Origin of the sequence: Pseudomonas moorei (assembly GCF_008801475.1) — a bacterium.
GTDB classification, from domain to species: Bacteria; Pseudomonadota; Gammaproteobacteria; order Pseudomonadales; family Pseudomonadaceae; genus Aquipseudomonas; species Aquipseudomonas moorei.
Map to the genome: position 1 here is coordinate 198123 of NZ_VZPP01000012.1, position 20768 is coordinate 218890.

Sequence of the window (20768 nt, forward strand, 5' to 3'; positions counted from 1 at the left end):
CCGCATTTTGCGGCAGTTTGTTTATTGCCAGTTGGAATAAGAAAGGACTTCATGAAACGTCTGCTGCTAACTGCGGTTCTCACCGTATTGATGATCGCCGAAGTTCACGCCGAGTCCTTCACTATCTCTGATATTCGCGTCAATGGCCTCCAGCGGGTCTCCGCGGGTAGCGTCTTTGGTGCTTTGCCGTTGAACGTCGGCGAACAGGCGGATGATCGTCGCCTGGTGGAATCCACTCGTGCGTTGTTCAAAACCGGTTTCTTTCAAGATATCCAGCTGGGCCGCGATGGCAACGTCCTGGTTATTACTGTAGTCGAGCGTCCGTCGGTCGCCAGTATCGAGATCGAAGGTAACAAGGCGATTTCCACTGAAGACCTGATGAAGGGTCTCAAACAATCCGGTCTGGCCGAAGGCGAGATCTTCCAGCGCGCTACCCTCGAAGGTGTACGTAACGAGCTGCAGCGCCAATACGTCGCTCAGGGTCGCTACTCCGCTACCGTCGACACCGAGGTGGTACCGCAGCCGCGCAACCGCGTCGGCTTGAAGGTCAACATCAACGAAGGCACCGTCGCAGCTATCCAGCACATCAACGTGGTAGGCAACACTGTCTTCCCTGATGAAGACCTCATTGATCTGTTTGAACTCAAGACAACCAACTGGTTGTCGTTCTTCAAGAACGACGACAAGTACGCTCGTGAAAAACTGTCCGGTGACCTGGAGCGTCTGCGTTCCTACTACCTGGACCGTGGCTATATCAACATGGATATCGCTTCGACCCAGGTCTCCATCACCCCGGACAAGAAGCACGTCTACATCACCGTCAATATTAACGAAGGCGAAAAGTACACCGTACGTGACGTCAAGTTGAGCGGTGACCTGAAGGTCCCCGAGGATCAGGTCAAGTCCCTGCTCCTGGTGCAGAAAGGCCAGGTATTCTCGCGCAAGCTGATGACCACTACGTCCGAGCTGATCACCCGTCGCCTGGGTAACGAAGGCTATACCTTCGCCAACGTAAACGGCGTGCCGCAGCCTCATGATGAAGACCACACCGTAGATATCACCTTTGCTGTGGATCCGGGCAAGCGTGCTTACGTCAACCGCATTAACTTCCGTGGCAACACCAAGTCCGAAGACGAAGTGCTGCGTCGTGAAATGCGTCAGATGGAAGGCGGTTGGGCGTCGACTTACCTGATCGATCAATCCAAGACTCGTCTGGAGCGACTGGGGTTCTTCAAGGAAGTCAACGTTGAAACACCTGCCGTGCCTGGCGTCGATGACCAGGTGGATGTGAACTACAGCGTTGAAGAGCAAGCGTCCGGTTCGATTACCGCGAGTATTGGTTTTGCACAGAGTGCAGGTCTGATTCTCGGTGGTTCGATTACCCAGAACAACTTCCTGGGTACGGGTAACAAGGTCAGCATCGGCTTGACTCGCAGCCAATATCAAAGTCGCTATAACTTCGGTTATGTCGACCCGTACTGGACTGCTGATGGTGTGAGCCTGGGTTACAACGCGTTCTATCGCACAACCGACTATAAAGATCTTGATGTAAACGTTGCCAGCTACGCCGTAGACAGCCTGGGAGCGGGCGTCAGTGTCGGTTATCCGATCAGCGAGACTTCGCGTCTTACCTTTGGTTTGACTGCGCAACAGGACAAGATCAAGACGGGTCTTTATACCGTCGACGAAATTTTCGACTTCGTTAACCAGCAAGGCGATCAGTACCTGAACTTCAAGGCATCGGCCGGTTGGTCCGAGTCCACATTGAACAAAGGCGTACTGGCAACCCGTGGTCATTCCCAAAGCTTGACCGCGGAAGCGACAACACCGGGCAGCGATTTGTCGTTCTTCAAACTGGATTATCGCGGTCAACTGTTCCAGCCGTTGTCTGAAAACTACACCATGCGCCTGCACACCGAACTGGGTTATGGCGATGGTTATGGTTCCACTGATGGCTTGCCATTCTATGAAAACTACTATGCTGGTGGTTTCAACTCGGTTCGCGGTTTCAAGGACAGCACTCTGGGGCCTCGTAGTACTCCGAGCCGGGGCGTGAACCCGGGGACCGCAGTCGATCCGGATCAGGATCCACTGCCGTTTGGTGGTAACGTCCTGATCCAGGGTGGTGTAGAGCTTCTGTTCCCGTTGCCGTTCGTGAAAGATCAGCGCTCCTTGCGTACCTCGGTATTCTGGGATGTGGGTAACGTGTTCGATTCGACTTGCAAGCAGAGCACCAACGCCGATGGCTCGAAGTCCAACACTCAATGTAATGACATCAGCCTGAGTAATATGGCCAGTTCTGTGGGTGTCGGTGTGACTTGGGTTACCGCCCTTGGTCCGTTGAGCTTCGCGTTGGCGATGCCAGTTAAAAAGCCGGACAGCAATGCCGAGACTCAAGTGTTCCAATTCTCCCTCGGCCAGACGTTCTAAGCGTCTGACCCAAGATAATGACAATGGATTTTGTAGGAGTGCATCGTGCGTAAGTTGACTCAATTGGTTCTCCTGGCTTCCGTACTGGTAGCAGGCCCGGCTTTTGCCGACATGAAAATCGCTGTTCTGAACTATCAGATGGCATTGCTGGAGTCTGATGCGGCCAAGAAATACGCCGTTGATGCCGAGAAAAAATTTGGTCCGCAGCTGACCAAGCTCAAGACACTGGAAAGCAGTGCCAAGGGCATTCAGGATCGTCTGATGGCTGGTGGTGACAAAATGCAGCAAGGCGAACGTGAGCGTCTGGAGCTTGAATTCAAGCAAAAGGCTCGTGACTTCCAATTCCAGTCCAAGGAGTTGAATGAAGCCAAAGCCGTTGCCGACCGTGAAATGCTGAAGCAGCTCAAGCCGAAACTGGATAGCGCTGTAGAAGAAGTCATCAAGAAAGGTGCTTTCGACCTGGTGTTCGAGCGTGGTGCAGTGATTGATGTCAAACCTCAGTACGACATCACGCGCCAGGTTATCGAGCGCATGAATCAGCTGAAATAATCCATGACCGTGACTATCAAGCTCGGCCAGTTGGCCGAGTTCCTCGGTGCCACCCTCAGTGGCGACCCGGACAAAGCAATTACTGGGCTAGCTACCTTGCAGGAGGCTGGCCCAACTCAGTTGAGCTTTCTCGCAAATCCCCAGTACCGTAAATACCTGGCAGGCAGTCAAGCCGCAGCTTTGTTGCTCAAAGCTGCTGATGCTGAAGGTTTTGCCGGAGATGCACTGGTGGTACCTGATCCATACGCCGCCTACGCTCGTATTTCTCACTTGTTCGATCCCAAGCCCAAGGCTGCTGCGGGTGTTCATCCGACGGCGGTGATTGCGCCTGACGCAGTGGTCGATCCTGCGGCAAGTATTGGTGCTTTTGCGGTCATCGAAAGCGGGGCGCATATTGGCGCGGGTGTGACGGTTGGTGCGCACTGCTTCATCGGCGCTCGTAGTGTCATCGGTGAAGGTGGCTGGCTCGCGCCGCGGGTCACGCTGTATCACGATGTACGCGTCGGGAAGCGGGTGGTTATCCAGTCCGGTGCCGTACTCGGTGGTGAAGGCTTTGGTTTTGCCAACCAGAAGGGTATCTGGCAGAAAATCGCCCAGATCGGTGGCGTGCTGGTCGGTGACGACGTGGAAATTGGCGTGAACACCGCCATCGACCGCGGTGCGCTGGCCGATACCGTCATTGGTAATGGCGTTAAGCTCGACAACCAGATTCAGATCGCCCACAACGTCCAGATTGGTGATCACACGGCCATGGCCGCGTGCGTGGGGATTTCCGGCAGCACCAAAATCGGTAAGCATTGCATGCTTGCTGGTGGTGTGGGGCTGGTGGGGCATATCGATATTTGCGACAACGTTTTCATTACCGGGATGACCATGGTGACCCACTCGATCACCGAGCCAGGTTCCTACTCTTCCGGTACGGCAATGCAGCCAGCGGCCGAGTGGCGCAAAAGCGCGGCCCGTATCCGTCAGCTCGATGATATCGCACGGCGTTTGCGACAGCTTGAAAAGCAAGTAGGGGAAGTGACCCCTGACGGTAATGCTTCATCAGATGGCTGATACCATTTCCATATCAAGCGTGCACAGCCGCTAGACTGCGCCCTTGATTTGCTAGAGGAGTGCGCGTCAGTCGCGCGCTTCCAATCTTTACATAGGCTTCCCCCCGAAATGATGGACATCAACGAGATTCGCGAATACCTGCCTCACCGTTACCCGTTCCTGCTGGTGGACCGGGTCGTGGATCTGGATGTGGAAGGCAAGCGCATTCGCGCCTACAAGAATGTCAGCATCAACGAACCATTCTTCAACGGTCACTTCCCTGCGCATCCAATCATGCCGGGCGTGCTGATCATCGAGGCGATGGCTCAGGCTGCCGGGATCCTTGGTTTCAAAATGCTCGACGTGAAGCCGGCTGATGGCACGCTTTACTACTTCGTCGGTTCCGACAAGCTGCGTTTCCGCCAGCCGGTGTTGCCGGGTGACCAGTTGATCCTTGAAGCCAAGTTCATTAGCTGCAAGCGTCAGATCTGGAAGTTCGAATGCCAGGCTTCGGTCGATGGCAAACCAGTCTGCTCTGCTGAAATCATCTGCGCGGAACGCAAACTATGAGTTTGATTGACCCTCGCGCAATCATCGATCCGACGGCTGTTCTGGCCGACGGTGTCGAGGTCGGCCCGTGGTCGATCGTCGGCGCAGGTGTGGAAATCGGCGAGGGAACAGTGATCGGGCCGCACGTGATTCTCAAAGGCCCGACCCGAATCGGTAAGTACAATCGCATCTATCAGTTTTCCTCGGTAGGCGAGGACACGCCTGATCTGAAATACAAGGGTGAAGAAACCCGACTGGTCATTGGCGACCATAACGTCATTCGCGAAGGCGTGACCATTCACCGGGGCACTATTCAAGACCGTTCGGAAACCACCCTGGGTGACCACAACCTGATCATGGCCTACGCGCACATCGGTCACGACAGTGTCATCGGCAACCATTGCATTCTGGTCAATAACACTGCACTTGCCGGTCATGTGCACGTTGACGACTGGGCGATCCTTTCCGGTTTTACCCTGGTTCACCAGTATTGCCACATTGGCGCCCATAGCTTCTCCGGTATGGGTACCGCCATCGGTAAAGACGTTCCCGCTTATGTCACGGTGTTCGGCAACCCGGCCGAAGCCCGCAGCATGAACTTCGAGGGCATGCGCCGTCGTGGTTTCAGCGAAGATGCAATCCACGCCCTGCGTCGCGCCTACAAGGTGGTCTACCGCCAGGGGCTGACGGTTGAGCAGGCGCTCGCCGAGCTGGCCGAATCGTCTGAGCAATTCCCGGAAGTGGCGGTGTTCCGCGACTCCATCCAGTCTTCGACCCGCGGCATCACCCGCTGATCATGGCCAATCTGCGAATCGCGCTGGTGGCGGGTGAGGCTTCCGGTGACATTCTGGGTGCGGGGCTGATGCGTGCGCTCAAGGCTCAATACCCGGCAGTCGAGTTCATCGGTGTCGGCGGTCCATTGATGCAGGCTGAGGGCCTGACCTCGTATTTCCCGATGGAGCGCCTGTCCGTCATGGGCCTGGTGGAAGTGCTGGGTCGGTTGCGCGAATTGCTGGCGCGTCGCAAGAAACTGGTCGCGGACCTGATTGCTGCGAAGCCGGACGTGTTCATCGGAATCGATGCCCCGGACTTCAATCTCAATATCGAACTCAAGCTGCGTCAGGCCGGCATCAAGACTGTGCATTACGTCAGCCCGTCGGTCTGGGCGTGGCGACAGAAGCGGGTGCTGAAGATTCGCGAGGGTTGCGATCTGATGCTCACGCTATTTCCATTCGAAGCGAAGTTCTATGAAGAGAAGGGCGTGCCGGTACGGTTTGTCGGGCACACCCTTGCCGATGCCATTCCGCTTGAGGCCGACCGCGCAGCAGCGCGGGCCGAGCTTGGATTGCCTGATGGGCCGTTGGTCGCCTTGATGCCCGGCAGTCGAGGCGGCGAAGTGGGCCGTCTCGGTGCATTGTTTCTCGACGCTGCCCAACGCCTGCGGGCGCTGCGTCCAGGCGTGCGGTTTGTCTTGCCATGTGCCAATCCGCAGCGCCGCGCGCAGCTTGAAGAGCTGTTGGCCGGTCGCGATCTGCCGCTCACGTTGCTCGATGGCAAATCCCATCTGGCCTTGGCTGCGTGCGATGCGGTGCTGATCGCCTCTGGAACGGCAACGCTTGAAGCCCTGTTGTACAAGCGGCCCATGGTGGTCGCGTATCGCTTGGCGCCGCTGACGTTCTGGATTCTCAAGCGGATGGTGAAAAGTCCCTACGTCTCTCTGCCGAACCTGCTGGCCCAGCGTCTGCTGGTGCCCGAGTTGCTGCAAGACGATGCGACGGTCGAAGCCCTGGCCCAGACCCTATCGCCGCTGATCGAGGGTGGCGAAGAGCAAACCCGCGGTTTTGATGAAATCCACCGTACCTTGCGTCTGGATGCCTCTAATCAGGCGGCGGATGCGGTGCTGAACCTGATCGGCCAAGTACAATGAGTAAAGCAAGCATGCAGATGGGGCTGGATTTCACCTTGGTCGCTGAAGTGGAAGAATTGGTTGCCGGTGTCGACGAAGTTGGTCGCGGTCCGCTCTGCGGTGCCGTGGTGACGGCTGCGGTAATCCTTGATCCGAACCGCCCGATTCTCGGTTTGAATGACTCCAAGAAGCTCACCGAAGCTCGCCGCGAAAAACTCTACGATGAAATCTGCGAGAAAGCCCTGAGCTGGTGTATCGCCCGCGCGGAAGTCGAAGAGATCGACGAGCTGAACATCCTGCATGCCACCATGCTGGCCATGCAGCGCGCGGTAGCAGGGCTGCATATCCAGCCGAAACTGGCGATGATCGACGGTAATCGCTGTCCGAAATTGCCGATGCGCGCCGAGGCGGTGGTGCAGGGTGATGGCAAGGTACCGGCCATTGCAGCGGCTTCGATTTTGGCCAAGGTCAGTCGTGATCGGGAAATGGCGGCTTTCGAGCTGATTTACCCTGGTTATGGTATCGGCGGCCACAAAGGCTACCCGACGCCTGTTCATCTGGAAGCGCTCGCGCGCCTTGGGCCGACGCCTATCCACCGACGTTCGTTTGCGCCTGTGCGTCTGGCTTTTGAAGCGCGGGAAAGCCTGATCGAGAGTTAGCAGCAAGGCTGATTTTTTTTGCCAAGGCCCGGTACAATCCGGGCCTTGTTGTTTTCATGAATATACGCAGGATCACTATGCCGGCTTCATTTGTTCATCTACGCCTGCACACTGAATATTCCCTGGTCGACGGTCTGGTGCGGATCAAGCCGCTGGTCAAGACCCTGGTTGGCATGAACATGCCTGCCGTTGCGGTCACCGATCAGAACAACATGTGTTCCCTGGTCAAATTCTATAAAGCCGCCATGGGTGCCGGGATCAAGCCGATCTGCGGCGCCGACCTGTGGCTGTCGAACAAGGATCCGGACAACCCGCTGAGCCGGATCAGCCTGTTGGTGATGAACGCCGAAGGTTATCGCAATCTTACCGAGCTGATTTCACGGGGCTTTATCGACGGCCAGCGTAATGGTTCGATCATCATCGAGCGCGAGTGGGTTGCCGAAGCCAGCGCAGGCTTGATCATGCTGTCGGCAGCGAAAGAGGGCGAAATCGGCCAGGCGATGCTCAGTGGCAACCCGGACGAAGCCGAAGCCTTGGCGCGGGAGTGGATGGCGGTGTTCCCGGACCGCTTCTATCTGGAAATCCAGCGCACCAACCGCCCCAACGACGAAGAGCAACTGCACGGCGCCGTGGCGCTGGCCGAGAAAATCGGTGCGCCGCTGGTGGCGACCAACGATGTGCGCTTCATCAAGCAGGAAGACTTCGCGGCCCACGAAACCCGCGTTTGCATCGGTGAGGGCCGTGCCCTCGACGATCCGCGGCGTTCGAAGAATTACAGCGATCAGCAGTACCTCAAAAGCGCCGAGGAAATGGCCGAGCTGTTCAGCGATATTCCCGAAGCGCTGGAAAACACGGTCGAGATCGCCAAGCGCTGCAACATCGAAGTCAAGCTGGGCACGCACTTCCTGCCCAACTTCCCGATTCCCGATGGCATGACCATCGACGAATATTTCCGCAAGGTTTCCTTCGATGGTCTTGAGGAGCGGCTTGCGGTTCTGCTGCCCAAGGACACCACTGAAGACTATGAGGCCAAGCGCCAGGTCTATGTCGACCGGCTGAATTTCGAGCTGGATATCATCATCCAGATGGGATTCCCGGGTTACTTCCTGATCGTGATGGACTTTATCCAGTGGGCCAAGAACAACGGCGTGCCGGTGGGGCCTGGCCGTGGATCGGGTGCCGGGTCGCTGGTGGCCTATGTACAGAAGATCACCGACCTCGACCCGCTGGAATATGACCTGCTGTTCGAACGTTTCCTTAACCCGGAACGGGTCTCCATGCCCGACTTCGACGTCGACTTCTGCATGGACGGTCGTGACCGGGTGATCGACTACGTGGCCGAAAAGTACGGCCGCAACGCGGTAAGCCAGATCATCACCTTCGGTTCCATGGCCGCAAAAGCCGTGGTCCGTGACGTGGCGCGGGTGCAGGGCAAGTCTTATGGTCTGGCGGATCGTCTGTCGAAGATGATTCCGTTCGAAGTCGGCATGACCCTGGAAAAGGCCTACGAACAGGAAGAGATCCTGCGTGACTTCATCAAGGTCGATGAAGAAGCCGCGGAAATCTGGGAGATGGCCCGCAAGCTTGAAGGTGTGGTGCGTAACGTCGGCAAGCACGCCGGTGGCGTGGTGATCGCGCCCACCAAGCTGACCGACTTCTCGCCGATCTATTGCGACGAAGCAGGCGATGGCCTGGTGACCCAGTTCGACAAGGACGACGTTGAAGCCGCCGGTCTGGTGAAGTTCGACTTCCTCGGCCTGCGGACCCTGACGATCATCGACTGGGCGCTGAAAACCATCAATCGCGACCGCGCCAAGGTCAACGAACCGCCGCTGGATATCGCGTTTATCCCGCTGGACGACAAGCCGACCTACACGCTGCTGCAAAAAGCCGAAACCACGGCGGTGTTCCAGCTCGAATCCCGCGGCATGAAAGAGCTGATCAAGAAGCTCAAGCCCGACTGCCTGGAAGACTTGATCGCACTGGTGGCGCTGTTCCGTCCCGGCCCGCTGCAATCGGGCATGGTGGATGACTTCATCAACCGTAAACACGGTCGCGCCGAACTGGCGTACCCGCACTCGGATTACCAGTACGAAGGCCTCAAACCCGTATTGGCGCCAACCTACGGCATCATCCTGTATCAGGAACAGGTGATGCAGATTGCCCAGGTCATGGCCGGCTACACCCTTGGTGGTGCGGACATGCTGCGTCGGGCGATGGGTAAGAAAAAGCCCGAAGAAATGGCCAAGCAGCGTGGCGGTTTCATTGAAGGTTGCGCCACCAACAATATCGATGCCGACCTGGCCGGTAACATCTTCGACCTGGTGGAAAAGTTCGCCGGCTACGGCTTCAACAAATCCCACTCCGCCGCTTATGGTCTGGTCTCGTACCAGACGGCATGGCTCAAGGCGCACTACCCGGCGCCATTCATGGCGGCGGTGCTTTCGGCGGATATGCACAACACCGACAAGGTCGTGACCTTGATCGAAGAAGTGCGCACGATGAAGCTGCGCCTCGATGCACCGGATGTGAACACCTCGGAGTTCAAGTTCACGGTGAACGACGAAGGCCGGATCATTTACGGCCTGGGCGCGATCAAGGGCGTGGGCGAGGGGCCGGTCGAAGCGATCACCGAAGCGCGCCTGGACGGTCCGTTCAAGGATCTGTTCGATTTCTGTGCCCGGGTCGACCTCAAGCGCATCAACAAGCGCACTCTCGACGGCTTGATCCGCAGCGGTGCGCTGGATCGTCTTGGCCCGTATTTCCACGACGAGCCGAAGGCCTATCAAGCCAATATCGACCGCAATCGTGCCGTCCTGCTGACGGCCATGGAAGAGGCGATCAAGGCTGCCGAGCAAACTGCCCGCACCCACGACAGCGGCCATGCCGACCTGTTTGGCGGTTTGTTCGTCGAAGAAGATGCCGATGTCTACGCCAATCATCGCAGAGCCAAGGAACTGACCCTCAAGGAGCGGTTGAAAGGGGAAAAAGACACCCTGGGCCTGTACCTGACCGGTCACCCGATTGACGAATACGAAGGTGAAATACGCCGTTTCGCCCGTCAGCGCATCATTGATCTCAAGCCTGCGCGCGATACCCAGACGGTCGCCGGCATGATCATCGCCCTGCGGGTAATGAAGAACAAAAAGGGCGACAAGATGGGGTTCATTACCCTTGATGACCGTTCCGGGCGGATCGAGGCGTCGCTGTTTGCCGATGCGTTCCATTCCGCGCAATCACTGTTGCAGACCGATGCAATGGTGGTGGTTGAAGGCGAAGTCAGCAACGATGACTTCTCAGGCGGCCTGCGGTTGCGGGTCAAGCGGGTAATGAGCATGGAAGATGCGCGTACCAACCTGGCTGAGAGCCTGCGCCTGAAGTTGCACGCGAAAGATTTGAAAGGTGATCAGCTACGCTGGCTGGGTGAGTTGCTCAAGCGCCACCGCGGTGCGTGCCCGATTACCATGGACTACACCAGTCCCGATGCGAAAGCCTTGCTGCAGTTCGGCGAAGGCTGGCGAATCGATCCGGCGGATGCGTTGATTCAAGCCCTGCGTGACCAGTTCGGGCGAGACAACGTCTTCCTCCAATACCGTTGACGGTCAGGGCTGTTGGATCGCCCTGACCTTGACCTGAATTTTTAATCTCGACCTGAACGCGCCTGTCCCTTAAGGTAGGGCGCGAATAGACAACCGGCCGGCCCAAGCTCTCTTGGACGTCGACCCAAGACGGACGCCTATGAACCCGAATTTTCTAGATTTCGAACAGCCGATCGCCGACCTGCAAGCCAAGATCGAAGAGTTGCGCTTGGTCGGTAATGACAATTCGCTGAATATCGGCGATGAGATCTCCCGCCTGCAGGATAAAAGCAGCACCCTGACCGAAGACATCTTCGGCAAGCTGACCAGCTGGCAGATCGCGCGTCTGGCGCGTCACCCGCGTCGCCCATACACCCTGGACTACATCGAACATATCTTCACCGAGTTCGATGAGTTGCACGGCGACCGCCACTTCTCCGACGACGCCGCCATCGTAGGCGGTATCGCTCGTCTGGATGACCAGCCAGTGATGGTGATCGGTCACCAGAAAGGCCGTGAAGTGCGCGAAAAGGTTCGCCGCAACTTCGGCATGCCGCGTCCGGAAGGCTACCGCAAGGCCTGCCGTCTGATGGAAATGGCCGAGCGTTTCAAAATGCCGATCCTGACCTTCATCGATACGCCGGGCGCTTACCCTGGCATCGACGCCGAAGAGCGCAACCAGAGCGAAGCCATTGCCTGGAACCTGCGTGTCATGGCTCGCCTGAAAACCCCAATCATCGCCACCGTGATCGGTGAGGGTGGTTCCGGTGGCGCTTTGGCGATCGGTGTTTGCGATCAGTTGAACATGCTGCAGTACTCGACCTACGCGGTGATCTCGCCGGAAGGTTGCGCTTCGATCCTGTGGAAAACCGCCGAGAAGGCACCGGACGCCGCTGAAGCCATGGGCATTACCGCCGAGCGCCTCAAAGGCCTGGGCATCGTGGACAAAGTGATCAGCGAGCCATTGGGCGGTGCGCACCGTGATCCAGCGGCGGCCGCTGCCAATATCCGTGCCGAACTGAGCTCGCAACTGGCGATGCTGAAGAAGCTCGATCACAAGGCGTTGCTGGATCGTCGTTACGAGCGTCTGATGAGCTACGGTCTCTGACCTGACCTCGCTGTTCGCTTTACCATGTGGGAGCGAGCTTGCTCGCGATGGGGTCTTAACATTCAACCAATTCGTTGTCTGTTATACCGCTATCGCGAGCAAGCTCGCTCCCACATTTGATTTAAGTGAATGAAGGTTATGAGTCAGTCAAATATTGATCTGCCCGCCAGACTTCTCCTGAATCTCGCGCCCTGGCGCAACGCCAAAGCCTGGCACATCGCGTTCTCCGGTGGTCTCGACTCCACCGTCCTGTTGCACCTTCTCGCAAAACTCGCGAAAACCGAATCCCTGCCGCCATTGAGTGCCATTCATGTCCATCACGGTCTTCAGTCTGTGGCTGATGCCTGGCCGGATCATTGCCGGTCGGTGTGTGACGCCCTGCAAGTGCCATTGCACGTGAGTCGGGTGCAGGTTCAGCCCGGCGCCAGCCTTGAGCGTGCGGCCCGGGATGCCCGTTATGCTGCGTTCGTCGAGGTCACCCGGGCCAATGAAGTTCTGTTGACTGGACAGCATCGTGACGACCAGGCAGAAACGCTGCTGTTCCGATTGTTGCGGGGGGCGGGGGTGCGAGGTCTGTCGGGGATGCCTCGCCAGCGTCGGCTGGGCAAGGGCTATCTGTTGCGGCCCTTGCTGGATGCGACTCGCGCCGATCTGGAAGCCTACGCGGCCGAGCATCAATTGAGCTGGATCGAGGACCCGTCCAACCTGAATCAACACTTCTCGCGCAATTATCTGCGTCATCAGGTATTGCCGGTATTGACCGCGCGCTGGCCGCAGGCAATCGCGAGCATGGCCCGCAGCGCTGGGCATATGGGCGAAGCGCAAGGATTGCTCGGCGAGTTGGCACAAATCGACTTGAGCCAGGCCAGCACACCCGGTGATTTCGATTGGCTGGGTTTGCCGTCGCTGGAATTGGCACCGTTGGAAAAACTCTCCGACGCGCGCCAACGCAACGCCTTGAGTCACTGGCTCGAGCCCCTGACAAACCTCCCGGACAGAGACCATTGGTCGGGTTGGGAGGATTTGCGCGATGCCACTGGCGATGCGCGGCCCATCTGGCGCTTGGCGGAGGGTGAGTTGCACCGCGCGGGGGGGCGAGTCTGGTGGTTATCCGGCGCCTGGTTGCGTCCGCCTCCTGCTGTTGGCGCGTGGCCCGACCCTGCGCTGCCACGGGTCCTACCCGACAATGGTGTGCTTGCCCTTACCGGGCAAATGCCCGATGGCCCTTTGCAGATCCGCTATCGTGAAGGGGGCGAGGTGATGGATTTGCCAGGTCGGGGTCATCGCGACTTGAAGCGTTTGCTCAACGAAAGCGCTGTACCGTTGTTCGTCCGCGGCAGATTGCCGCTGCTGTACAAAGGTCAGCAATTACTGGCGGTGGCGAACCTCCCGGGGCTGGATGGCAGTACGGCAGATGGCTGGAAATTGTGTTGGCAACCGCCGAGCGAAGATCAAGGTTTGAGCTGAAAGGGGCTTTCCGGTAGACTACGCTCCCTTCTTGATACAACTTCTGTGGATTCGCCTGAATTGCAGGAGTTGCCGATTACCAAGCAGTCTTTGCTGGGCGATTCCAAAAAATGTGTAGCGAGCAACGTACCGGTGTTTCATCTTCCGGTCTGTCCCAACGCGGCGGTTTTTTTGAAAGGTGCACTGTGATTAATGCAGGTGATCGGGGGCTTCGGCCTTCCTTCGCTTTCCCCGGCGGCTCGGACCGCTTTAACGCAGACTTCTAGGGTTTTTCATGACGCGCTACATATTCGTCACGGGCGGTGTTGTTTCTTCATTGGGGAAAGGCATTGCATCGGCATCATTGGCGGCCATCCTGGAGGCGCGGGGACTTAAGGTCACCATGCTGAAGCTGGACCCGTACATCAACGTCGACCCGGGCACCATGAGCCCGTTCCAGCACGGAGAAGTGTTCGTCACCCACGACGGCGCCGAGACCGACCTGGACCTGGGCCACTACGAGCGGTTCATCCGCACGACCATGACCCAGAACAACAACTTCACCACCGGCCGTGTCTATGAGCATGTGCTGCGCAAAGAGCGTCGTGGTGACTACCTGGGCGCAACCATCCAGGTCATCCCGCACATCACCGACGAAATCAAGCGCCGTATCATCAAGGGCGCCGGCGACGCCGACGTGGCGATGGTCGAGATCGGTGGCACCGTGGGTGACATCGAATCCCAACCGTTCCTCGAAGCCATCCGCCAGTTGCGTTTCGAAGTCGGCGCCAAGCGCGCGATGCTGATGCACCTGACGCTGGTGCCGTACATCGCCACTGCCGGCGAAACCAAAACCAAGCCAACCCAGCACTCGGTCAAGGAGCTGCGCTCCATCGGCCTGCAACCTGACGTGCTGGTTTGCCGTTCCGATCACCCGATCGATGTGTCTTCGCGTCGCAAGATCGCGCAATTCACCAACGTTGAAGAACGTGCAGTGATCGCGCTGGAAGACGCCGACACCATCTACAAGATCCCGGGCATTCTTCACTCCCAGGGTCTGGACGATTTCGTCGTCGAGCGTTTCGGCCTGCAATGTGGCGGTGCCGATCTGTCCGAGTGGGAAGCTGTGGTCGACGCCAAGCTGAACCCGGAGCACGAAGTCACCATCGCCATGGTCGGGAAGTACATGGAGCTGCTGGACGCCTACAAATCGCTGATCGAAGCGATGAGTCATGCCGGCATCAGCAACCGTACCAAGGTCAACCTGCGCTACATCGATTCCGAAGACATCGAAAACCAGGGCACCGCGCTGCTCGAAGGCGTTGATGCAATCCTGGTCCCGGGTGGCTTCGGTTTGCGTGGCGTGGAAGGCAAGATCACTGCGGTTCAATACGCTCGCGAAAACAAGGTGCCATACCTGGGTATCTGCCTGGGCATGCAGGTGGCCGTGATCGAGTTCGCTCGTAACGTCATGGGCTGGAAAGACGCCAACTCCACCGAGTTCGATCGCGCTAGCGGTCACCCGGTCGTGGGTCTGATCACCGAGTGGGAAGATGCCACAGGTGCCGTCGAAATCCGTACCGAAGCGTCCGATCTGGGCGGCACCATGCGCCTCGGTGCGCAGGACTGCCTGCTGGAGCCGGGTTCCCTGGTTCACGATTGCTACGGCAAGGACGTGATTGTCGAACGTCACCGTCATCGCTACGAAGTGAACAACAACCTGCTGCCGCAAATCATCGAAGCCGGCCTGAAAATCTCCGGTCGTTCCGGTGATGGCGCGCTGGTTGAGGTGGTTGAAGCACCGGATCACCCATGGTTCGTTGCTTGCCAGTTCCACCCTGAGTTCACCTCGACACCTCGCGACGGTCACCCGTTGTTCAGTGGTTTCGTCAAAGCCGCTTTGGCTCAACACCAGAAGAAGGCTTGAACCTTATGGCGCAGAAGATCATCCGTGTAGGCGATATCGAGATTGCCAACGACAAGCCAATGGTGCTGTTCGGTGGCATGAACGTGCTGGAAAGCCGCGACATGGCAATGCAGGTCTGCGAAGAATACGTGAAGGTTACCGAGAAGCTCGGTATCCCTTACGTGTTCAAGGCCAGTTTCGACAAGGCTAACCGCTCCTCCGTGACCTCTTACCGTGGCCCCGGCCTGGAAGAGGGCATGCGGATCTTCCAGGACATCAAGCAAGCCTTTGGTGTGCCGATCATCACCGACGTCCATGAGCCGGAGCAGGCCGCGGTCGTTGCTGAAGTCTGCGACATCATTCAGCTGCCGGCCTTCCTGTCGCGCCAGACCGACCTGGTGGTCGCGATGGCCAAGACGGGTGCCGTGATCAATATCAAAAAGGCTCAATTCCTCGCACCTCAGGAAATGAAACACATCCTGAACAAGTGCGTGGAGGCCGGTAATGATCAGTTGATCCTCTGCGAGCGCGGTTCGAGTTTTGGCTACAACAACCTGGTCGTCGACATGCTCGGCTTCGGCATCATGAAGCAGTTCGAATACCCGGTGTTCTTCGATGTGACCCACGCCCTGCAAATGCCTGGCGGTCGCTCCGATTCCGCCGGTGGTCGTCGCGCCCAGGTCACCGATCTGGCCAAGGCAGGCATGAGTCAGTCCCTGGCTGGCCTGTTCCTGGAAGCGCACCCGGACCCGGACAACGCCAAGTGCGACGGCCCTTGCGCCTTGCGTCTGGACAAACTGGAGCCATTCCTGGCCCAGCTAAAAGCCCTGGACGAACTGGTGAAGAGTTTTCCGACGGTAGAAACCGCGTAATCCTCATTTCTCCGGTAAAGTACCGCACGATTTAACGCTCAGGCCCTCGGGTCTGGGCCTTGTCGTCCGCAAGTCTGCCCGCTGCACATCACTTGCCGACGATAAAAGATTTCCTACAGCTGCGTCGTTTTCGTCAACTTTGGAGTGTTTACAACAATGGCTAAAATCGTCGACATCAAAGGTCGTGAAGTTCTCGACTCCCGTGGCAATCCCACCGTGGAAGCGGACGTGCTTCTCGACAACGGCATCATCGGCAGCGCCTGCGCGCCGTCCGGTGCTTCCACTGGCTCGCGTGAAGCGCTCGAGCTGCGTGATGGCGACAAAAGCCGTTACCTGGGCAAGGGTGTACTGAAGGCCGTTGCCAACATCAATGGTCCGATCCGCGACCTGTTGAAAGGTACAGACCCAAGCGACCAGAAAGCGCTGGATCTGGCGATGATCAAGCTCGACGGTACTGAAAACAAGGCAACCCTGGGCGCCAACGCGATCCTCGCCGTTTCCCTGGCTGCGGCCAAGGCAGCTGCACAGGACCAGGATCTGCCGCTGTACGCTCACATTGCCAACCTGAACGGCACCCCGGGTGTTTACTCGATGCCGGTTCCGATGATGAACATCATCAACGGTGGCGAGCACGCCGACAACAACGTCGATATCCAGGAATTCATGGTTCAGCCAGTAGGCGCCAAGACTTTCTCGGAAGGTCTGCGCATGGGCACCGAGATTTTCCATCACCTCAAAGCCGTGCTGAAGGCCCGTGGCCTGAGCACTGCCGTCGGTGACGAAGGTGGTTTCGCGCCGAACCTGGCCTCCAACGAAGACGCTTTGAAAGTGATCTCCGAAGCCGTGGCCAATGCCGGTTACAAGCTGGGCACCGACGTGACCCTGGCTCTGGACTGCGCGGCCAGCGAATTCTACGAAGACGGTAAATACAACCTGTCGGGCGAAGGCCAAGTCTTCACCGCTGAAGGTTTTGCTGATTACCTGAAAGGTCTGACCGAGCGTTATCCAATCATTTCCATCGAAGACGGTCTGGACGAGTCCGACTGGGCTGGCTGGAAAATCCTCACCGACAAGATCGGCGAGAAGACCCAGCTGGTAGGTGACGACCTGTTCGTAACCAACACCAAGATCCTGAAAGAAGGCATCGACAAAAAGATCGCCAACTCGATCCTGATCAAGTTCAACCAGATCGGCACCCTGACCGAAACCCTGGAAGCCATCCAGATGGCCAAGGCCGCTGGTTACACCGCCGTGATCTCGCACCGCTCCGGCGAAACCGAAGACTCGACCATTGCCGACCTGGCTGTGGGCACCTCGGCTGGCCAGATCAAGACCGGCTCCCTGTGCCGCTCCGATCGCGTTTCCAAGTACAACCAACTGCTGCGTATCGAAGAGCAGTTGAACGGCAAAGCCAAGTACAACGGCCGCAGTGAATTCCGCGGCTAACCAGTACATAGTAAAAAAGACACCGGATTGTGTCGGAAAAATCGCTGCGGCGACGTTTTTACCACTAATCTGATGCCTTATAAGCACAAGCCTGGTTCATCCAGGCTTCGTGCTATCAGTAGCTTCATGTTTTGGTATGGCTGTCTTTTTTCACTGGATACCTGATATTCGATGCGCAGTCCCAATTGGTTGTTCCTCGTCTTGCTCTTGCTGCTGGCTGGCCTGCAGTACCGCCTGTGGGTGGGCAATGGCAGTCTGGCGCAAGTGGCCGAACTGACTCAGCAGATCGCGGATCAGCATGCTGAGAATGAGTCGTTGCTGGAGCGCAATCGGGTGATGGACGCTGAAGTCAGCGAGTTGAAAAAGGGCATGGAGACTGTTGAAGAGCGGGCTCGCCATGAGCTGGGCATGGTCAAGGACGGTGAAACCCTTTACCAGCTGGCGCAATGAACGTGTCTCTACCGGCCTTCTGGGCCGTGATTCCTGCCGCGGGCGTCGGTGCCCGTATGGCCGCAGACCGTCCCAAGCAATACCTGCAATTGGGCGGGCGCACTATTCTCGAACACAGCCTCGGCTGTTTCCTTGATCACCCGGCCCTCAAGGGGTTGGTGGTCAGTCTTGCTGTTGATGATCCTTACTGGCCGAACCTGGCGTGTGCTTCCGATCGGCGCATTCAACGTGTTGACGGCGGTGCCGAGCGTTCCGGATCGGTACTCAATGCGTTGCTGCACCTGCATGCGTTAGGTGCGGACGATGAGGATTGGGTGTTGGTGCACGATGCTGCCCGGCCCAATCTGAGCCGCGATGATCTGGACAAGTTGCTGGGCGACCTGGCGGATGATCCGGTGGGTGGACTGCTGGCGGTACCGGCACGGGATACCTTGAAACGGGTCGACAAGCAGGGGCGTGTGGTGGAAACCGTGGATCGCAGCGTGATCTGGCAAGCCTATACGCCGCAGATGTTCCGTCTTGGCGCATTGCATCGCGCGCTGGCGGACAGCCTGGTGGCCGACGCCGTCATTACCGACGAAGCTTCGGCCATGGAGTGGGCGGGGATGGCGCCGCGCCTGATCGAAGGGCGCGCCGATAATCTCAAGGTCACTCGCCCTGAAGATTTGGAGTGGTTGCGTCAACGTTGGGCTAACCGAGGCTAGTCGATCCTAACCCCGATATTCGGGTCTTTCGGCCAATCCTTCCTTCAGATAATCGACCAGTTTGCGCACCTTGGGCGACAGATGCCGTTGCTGTGGATAAAGCGCCCACACCGCAGTGTTCGGCGGCTGATGCGCCTCCAATAGCGAAATCAACGCACCGCTTTTCAAATGCTCCAGCACGTAATAATCCGGCAGCTGGCATAACCCTACGCCCTGTAGCGCCGCATCCAGCACCGCTTGCCCACTGTTACAGCGCCAGTTTCCCTGGACGCGCTGGGAAAATTCCCGCCCGTTCTGTTCCAGTTGCCAGAGATCGGAGCTGCCGATCAGGCAGTTATGACGGCTCAATTCCGACAAACTGTGTGGGCGACCATAACGTTCCAGGTAGGAAGGCGACGCGCAAAGAAACATGCGCCGTGGCGCGAGGCGGGTGGCGACCAGTCGCGAGTCCTGCAAGCGACCCAGGCGGATGGCCAGGTCCAGGCCCTCATGCACCAGATCGAGCTGGCGATTGCTCAGTTCAATGTCGATCCGCAACTGCGGATAGAGCCCCATGAAGCGCGTGACCAGTGGCACGATAAAGCGTTCGCCGTAGGCTACGGCGCAGGTCATGCGCAACATGCCCTTGGGCTCGCTGGTCAAGTCGCCGACCGCGCGCAACGCCTCCTCGCGACCGTCCTGCAAACGCTGGCAATGTTGCAAAAAAGTTTGCCCGGCTTCGGTCAGCGCGACCCGGCGCGTACTGCGATAGAGCAAGCGGGTTTGCAGGCGTTCTTCCAGTCGTACGATTTGTCGACTGATGTGGGAGGAAGAAACCCCCAGGCGTTCGGCGGCAGCGGTGAACTGACTGCATTCGGCGACCGCGACAAATTCGTCGATACCTTCCCAGCGATTTTCGGACATCCTGGATTATCCCTGTGTAGCAATAATGTTTTGCTTTTGTCCGGATTATTCACCGTAAGGCGCTGTAATACACTCCCTGTCTCGTTTTTATTCACTGGAGAATCACCATGATCAAGTCGCGCGCCGCCGTTGCCTTCGAGGCCAAGAAACCTCTGGAGATTGTTGAAGTCGATGTCGCCATGCCCAAGGCCGGTGAAGTGTTGCTGCGCGTGGTGGCTTCCGGTGTTTGCCATACCGATGCCTACACCCTGTCCGGTGCCGACCCGGAAGGTATCTTTCCGTCGATTCTCGGTCACGAAGGTGGTGCGATTGTCGAAGCCATTGGCGAGGGCGTGACCTCTGTGGCCGTCGGCGACCATGTGATCCCGCTGTACACCCCTGAATGCCGTCAGTGCAAATTCTGTCTGTCGGGCAAAACCAACCTTTGCCAGGCAATTCGCGCAACTCAGGGCAAAGGTCTGATGCCGGATGGCACTTCGCGTTTTTCCTACAAGGGTGAAACGATTTTCCACTACATGGGCACTTCGACTTTTTCCGAGTACACCGTGTTGCCGGAAATCTCCGTGGCCAAGATCGCTAAAGAAGCACCCCTGGAAAAAGTCTGCCTGTTGGGTTGTGGTGTCACCACCGGCATCGGCGCAGTCCTCAACACTGCCAAGGTGAAACCCGGTGATACCGTGGCCATTTTCGGCCTTGGCGGTATCGGTCTGTCGGCTGTCATCGGTGCAGTCAAAGCCAAGGCCGCCCGTATCATTGCCATCGATATCAACCCGGCCAAATTTGAAATCGCCAAACAGTTGGGTGCAACCGACTGCGTGAACCCGAAAGACTTCGACCGTCCGATTCAGGAAGTCATCGTCGACATGACCGATGGTGGCGTCGACTTCTCCTTCGAATGCATCGGCAATGTCCAATTGATGCGTGCCGCACTGGAGTGCTGCCACAAGGGATGGGGCGAGTCGGTCATCATCGGTGTGGCCGGTGCTGGTCAGGAAATCTCCACCCGTCCGTTCCAGTTGGTCACTGGTCGCGTCTGGCGCGGTTCGGCGTTCGGTGGCGTGCGCGGCCGTACCGAGTTGCCAAGCTACGTGGAAATGGCCGAAACCGGGGAAATCCCATTGGACACCTTCATCACCCACACCATGGGCCTGGAAGATATAAACAAGGCTTTCGACCTGATGCATGAAGGAAAAAGTATCCGCACCGTCATCCATTTCTGAGGTC

At 57.8% G+C, this 20768-nt stretch carries 17 protein-coding genes; 16 read left to right on the forward strand and 1 reads right to left on the reverse strand.

Features of this window, described 5'->3' with window-relative positions:
* Positions 1–51 precede the first annotated feature (51 nt).
* The 15 genes from bamA to ispD all read left to right on the forward strand — a co-directional run bounded on the left by bamA (position 52) and on the right by ispD (position 18641).
* The gene (gene bamA / locus F7R06_RS23190; RefSeq protein ID WP_090316938.1) at positions 52–2430 is read left to right on the forward strand and encodes an outer membrane protein assembly factor BamA; all 2379 of its coding nucleotides are present in this window, start codon (positions 52–54) and stop codon (positions 2428–2430) included.
* A gap of 45 nt (positions 2431–2475) precedes the next feature.
* Entirely contained in the window at positions 2476–2979 is a 504-nt protein-coding gene (locus tag F7R06_RS23195) for an OmpH/Skp family outer membrane protein (RefSeq protein WP_007990260.1), read from the forward strand.
* A 3-nt stretch (positions 2980–2982) separates the two neighbouring features.
* Positions 2983–4038 carry a UDP-3-O-(3-hydroxymyristoyl)glucosamine N-acyltransferase gene (gene lpxD, locus F7R06_RS23200; RefSeq protein WP_090316941.1) on the forward strand — a complete coding sequence of 352 codons (1056 nt, stop codon included), beginning with the start codon at positions 2983–2985 and terminating at the stop codon, positions 4036–4038.
* A gap of 108 nt (positions 4039–4146) precedes the next feature.
* Positions 4147–4587: a 3-hydroxyacyl-ACP dehydratase FabZ gene (fabZ, locus tag F7R06_RS23205; protein ID WP_007940511.1), complete on the forward strand. Its 441-nt coding sequence runs from the start codon at positions 4147–4149 to the stop codon at positions 4585–4587.
* The gene (gene lpxA / locus F7R06_RS23210; RefSeq protein WP_090316944.1) at positions 4584–5360 is read left to right on the forward strand and encodes an acyl-ACP--UDP-N-acetylglucosamine O-acyltransferase; all 777 of its coding nucleotides are present in this window, start codon (positions 4584–4586) and stop codon (positions 5358–5360) included. Before fabZ ends, lpxA begins: the two co-directional genes overlap by 4 nt.
* A gap of 2 nt (positions 5361–5362) precedes the next feature.
* Positions 5363–6493 carry a lipid-A-disaccharide synthase gene (gene lpxB, locus F7R06_RS23215; RefSeq protein WP_090316946.1) on the forward strand — a complete coding sequence of 377 codons (1131 nt, stop codon included), beginning with the start codon at positions 5363–5365 and terminating at the stop codon, positions 6491–6493.
* Positions 6494–6504: 11 nt separating this feature from the next.
* A complete protein-coding gene (gene rnhB / locus F7R06_RS23220; RefSeq protein ID WP_090316949.1) occupies positions 6505–7131 on the forward strand; it encodes a ribonuclease HII in 627 nt (208 codons plus the stop codon).
* A 77-nt stretch (positions 7132–7208) separates the two neighbouring features.
* The gene (dnaE, locus tag F7R06_RS23225) at positions 7209–10730 is read left to right on the forward strand and encodes a DNA polymerase III subunit alpha (RefSeq protein ID WP_090316952.1); all 3522 of its coding nucleotides are present in this window, start codon (positions 7209–7211) and stop codon (positions 10728–10730) included.
* A gap of 139 nt (positions 10731–10869) precedes the next feature.
* Positions 10870–11817 (forward strand): acetyl-CoA carboxylase carboxyltransferase subunit alpha, encoded by a 948-nt coding sequence (locus tag F7R06_RS23230; RefSeq protein WP_090316955.1) that lies wholly within the window; start codon positions 10870–10872, stop codon positions 11815–11817.
* Between the two features lie 138 nt (positions 11818–11955).
* Positions 11956–13284, forward strand: a complete 1329-nt coding sequence (gene tilS / locus F7R06_RS23235) for a tRNA lysidine(34) synthetase TilS (RefSeq protein ID WP_090316960.1) — start codon at positions 11956–11958, stop codon at positions 13282–13284.
* A gap of 274 nt (positions 13285–13558) precedes the next feature.
* Positions 13559–15190, forward strand: coding sequence for a CTP synthase (gene pyrG / locus F7R06_RS23240; RefSeq protein WP_090316963.1), 1632 nt, complete (start codon positions 13559–13561; stop codon positions 15188–15190).
* A 5-nt stretch (positions 15191–15195) separates the two neighbouring features.
* Positions 15196–16041 (forward strand): 3-deoxy-8-phosphooctulonate synthase, encoded by an 846-nt coding sequence (kdsA, locus tag F7R06_RS23245; protein WP_090316966.1) that lies wholly within the window; start codon positions 15196–15198, stop codon positions 16039–16041.
* A 156-nt stretch (positions 16042–16197) separates the two neighbouring features.
* Positions 16198–17487, forward strand: coding sequence for a phosphopyruvate hydratase (eno, locus tag F7R06_RS23250; protein ID WP_090316970.1), 1290 nt, complete (start codon positions 16198–16200; stop codon positions 17485–17487).
* Between the two features lie 171 nt (positions 17488–17658).
* Positions 17659–17937 (forward strand): cell division protein FtsB, encoded by a 279-nt coding sequence (gene ftsB, locus F7R06_RS23255; RefSeq protein ID WP_047526337.1) that lies wholly within the window; start codon positions 17659–17661, stop codon positions 17935–17937.
* Positions 17934–18641, forward strand: coding sequence for a 2-C-methyl-D-erythritol 4-phosphate cytidylyltransferase (gene ispD / locus F7R06_RS23260; RefSeq protein ID WP_090316973.1), 708 nt, complete (start codon positions 17934–17936; stop codon positions 18639–18641). The genes ftsB and ispD overlap by 4 nt, the downstream gene beginning before the upstream one ends.
* A 6-nt stretch (positions 18642–18647) precedes the next feature.
* Here ispD and F7R06_RS23265 read toward each other — a convergent pair whose 3' ends face one another.
* Positions 18648–19544, reverse strand: coding sequence for a LysR family transcriptional regulator (locus tag F7R06_RS23265; protein WP_090316976.1), 897 nt, complete (start codon positions 19542–19544; stop codon positions 18648–18650).
* Between the two features lie 107 nt (positions 19545–19651).
* On the opposite strand from F7R06_RS23265, the gene F7R06_RS23270 reads away from it, so the two are divergent.
* Entirely contained in the window at positions 19652–20764 is a 1113-nt protein-coding gene (locus F7R06_RS23270; protein ID WP_047526341.1) for an S-(hydroxymethyl)glutathione dehydrogenase/class III alcohol dehydrogenase, read from the forward strand.
* The last annotated feature ends 4 nt before the right edge of the window (positions 20765–20768 follow it).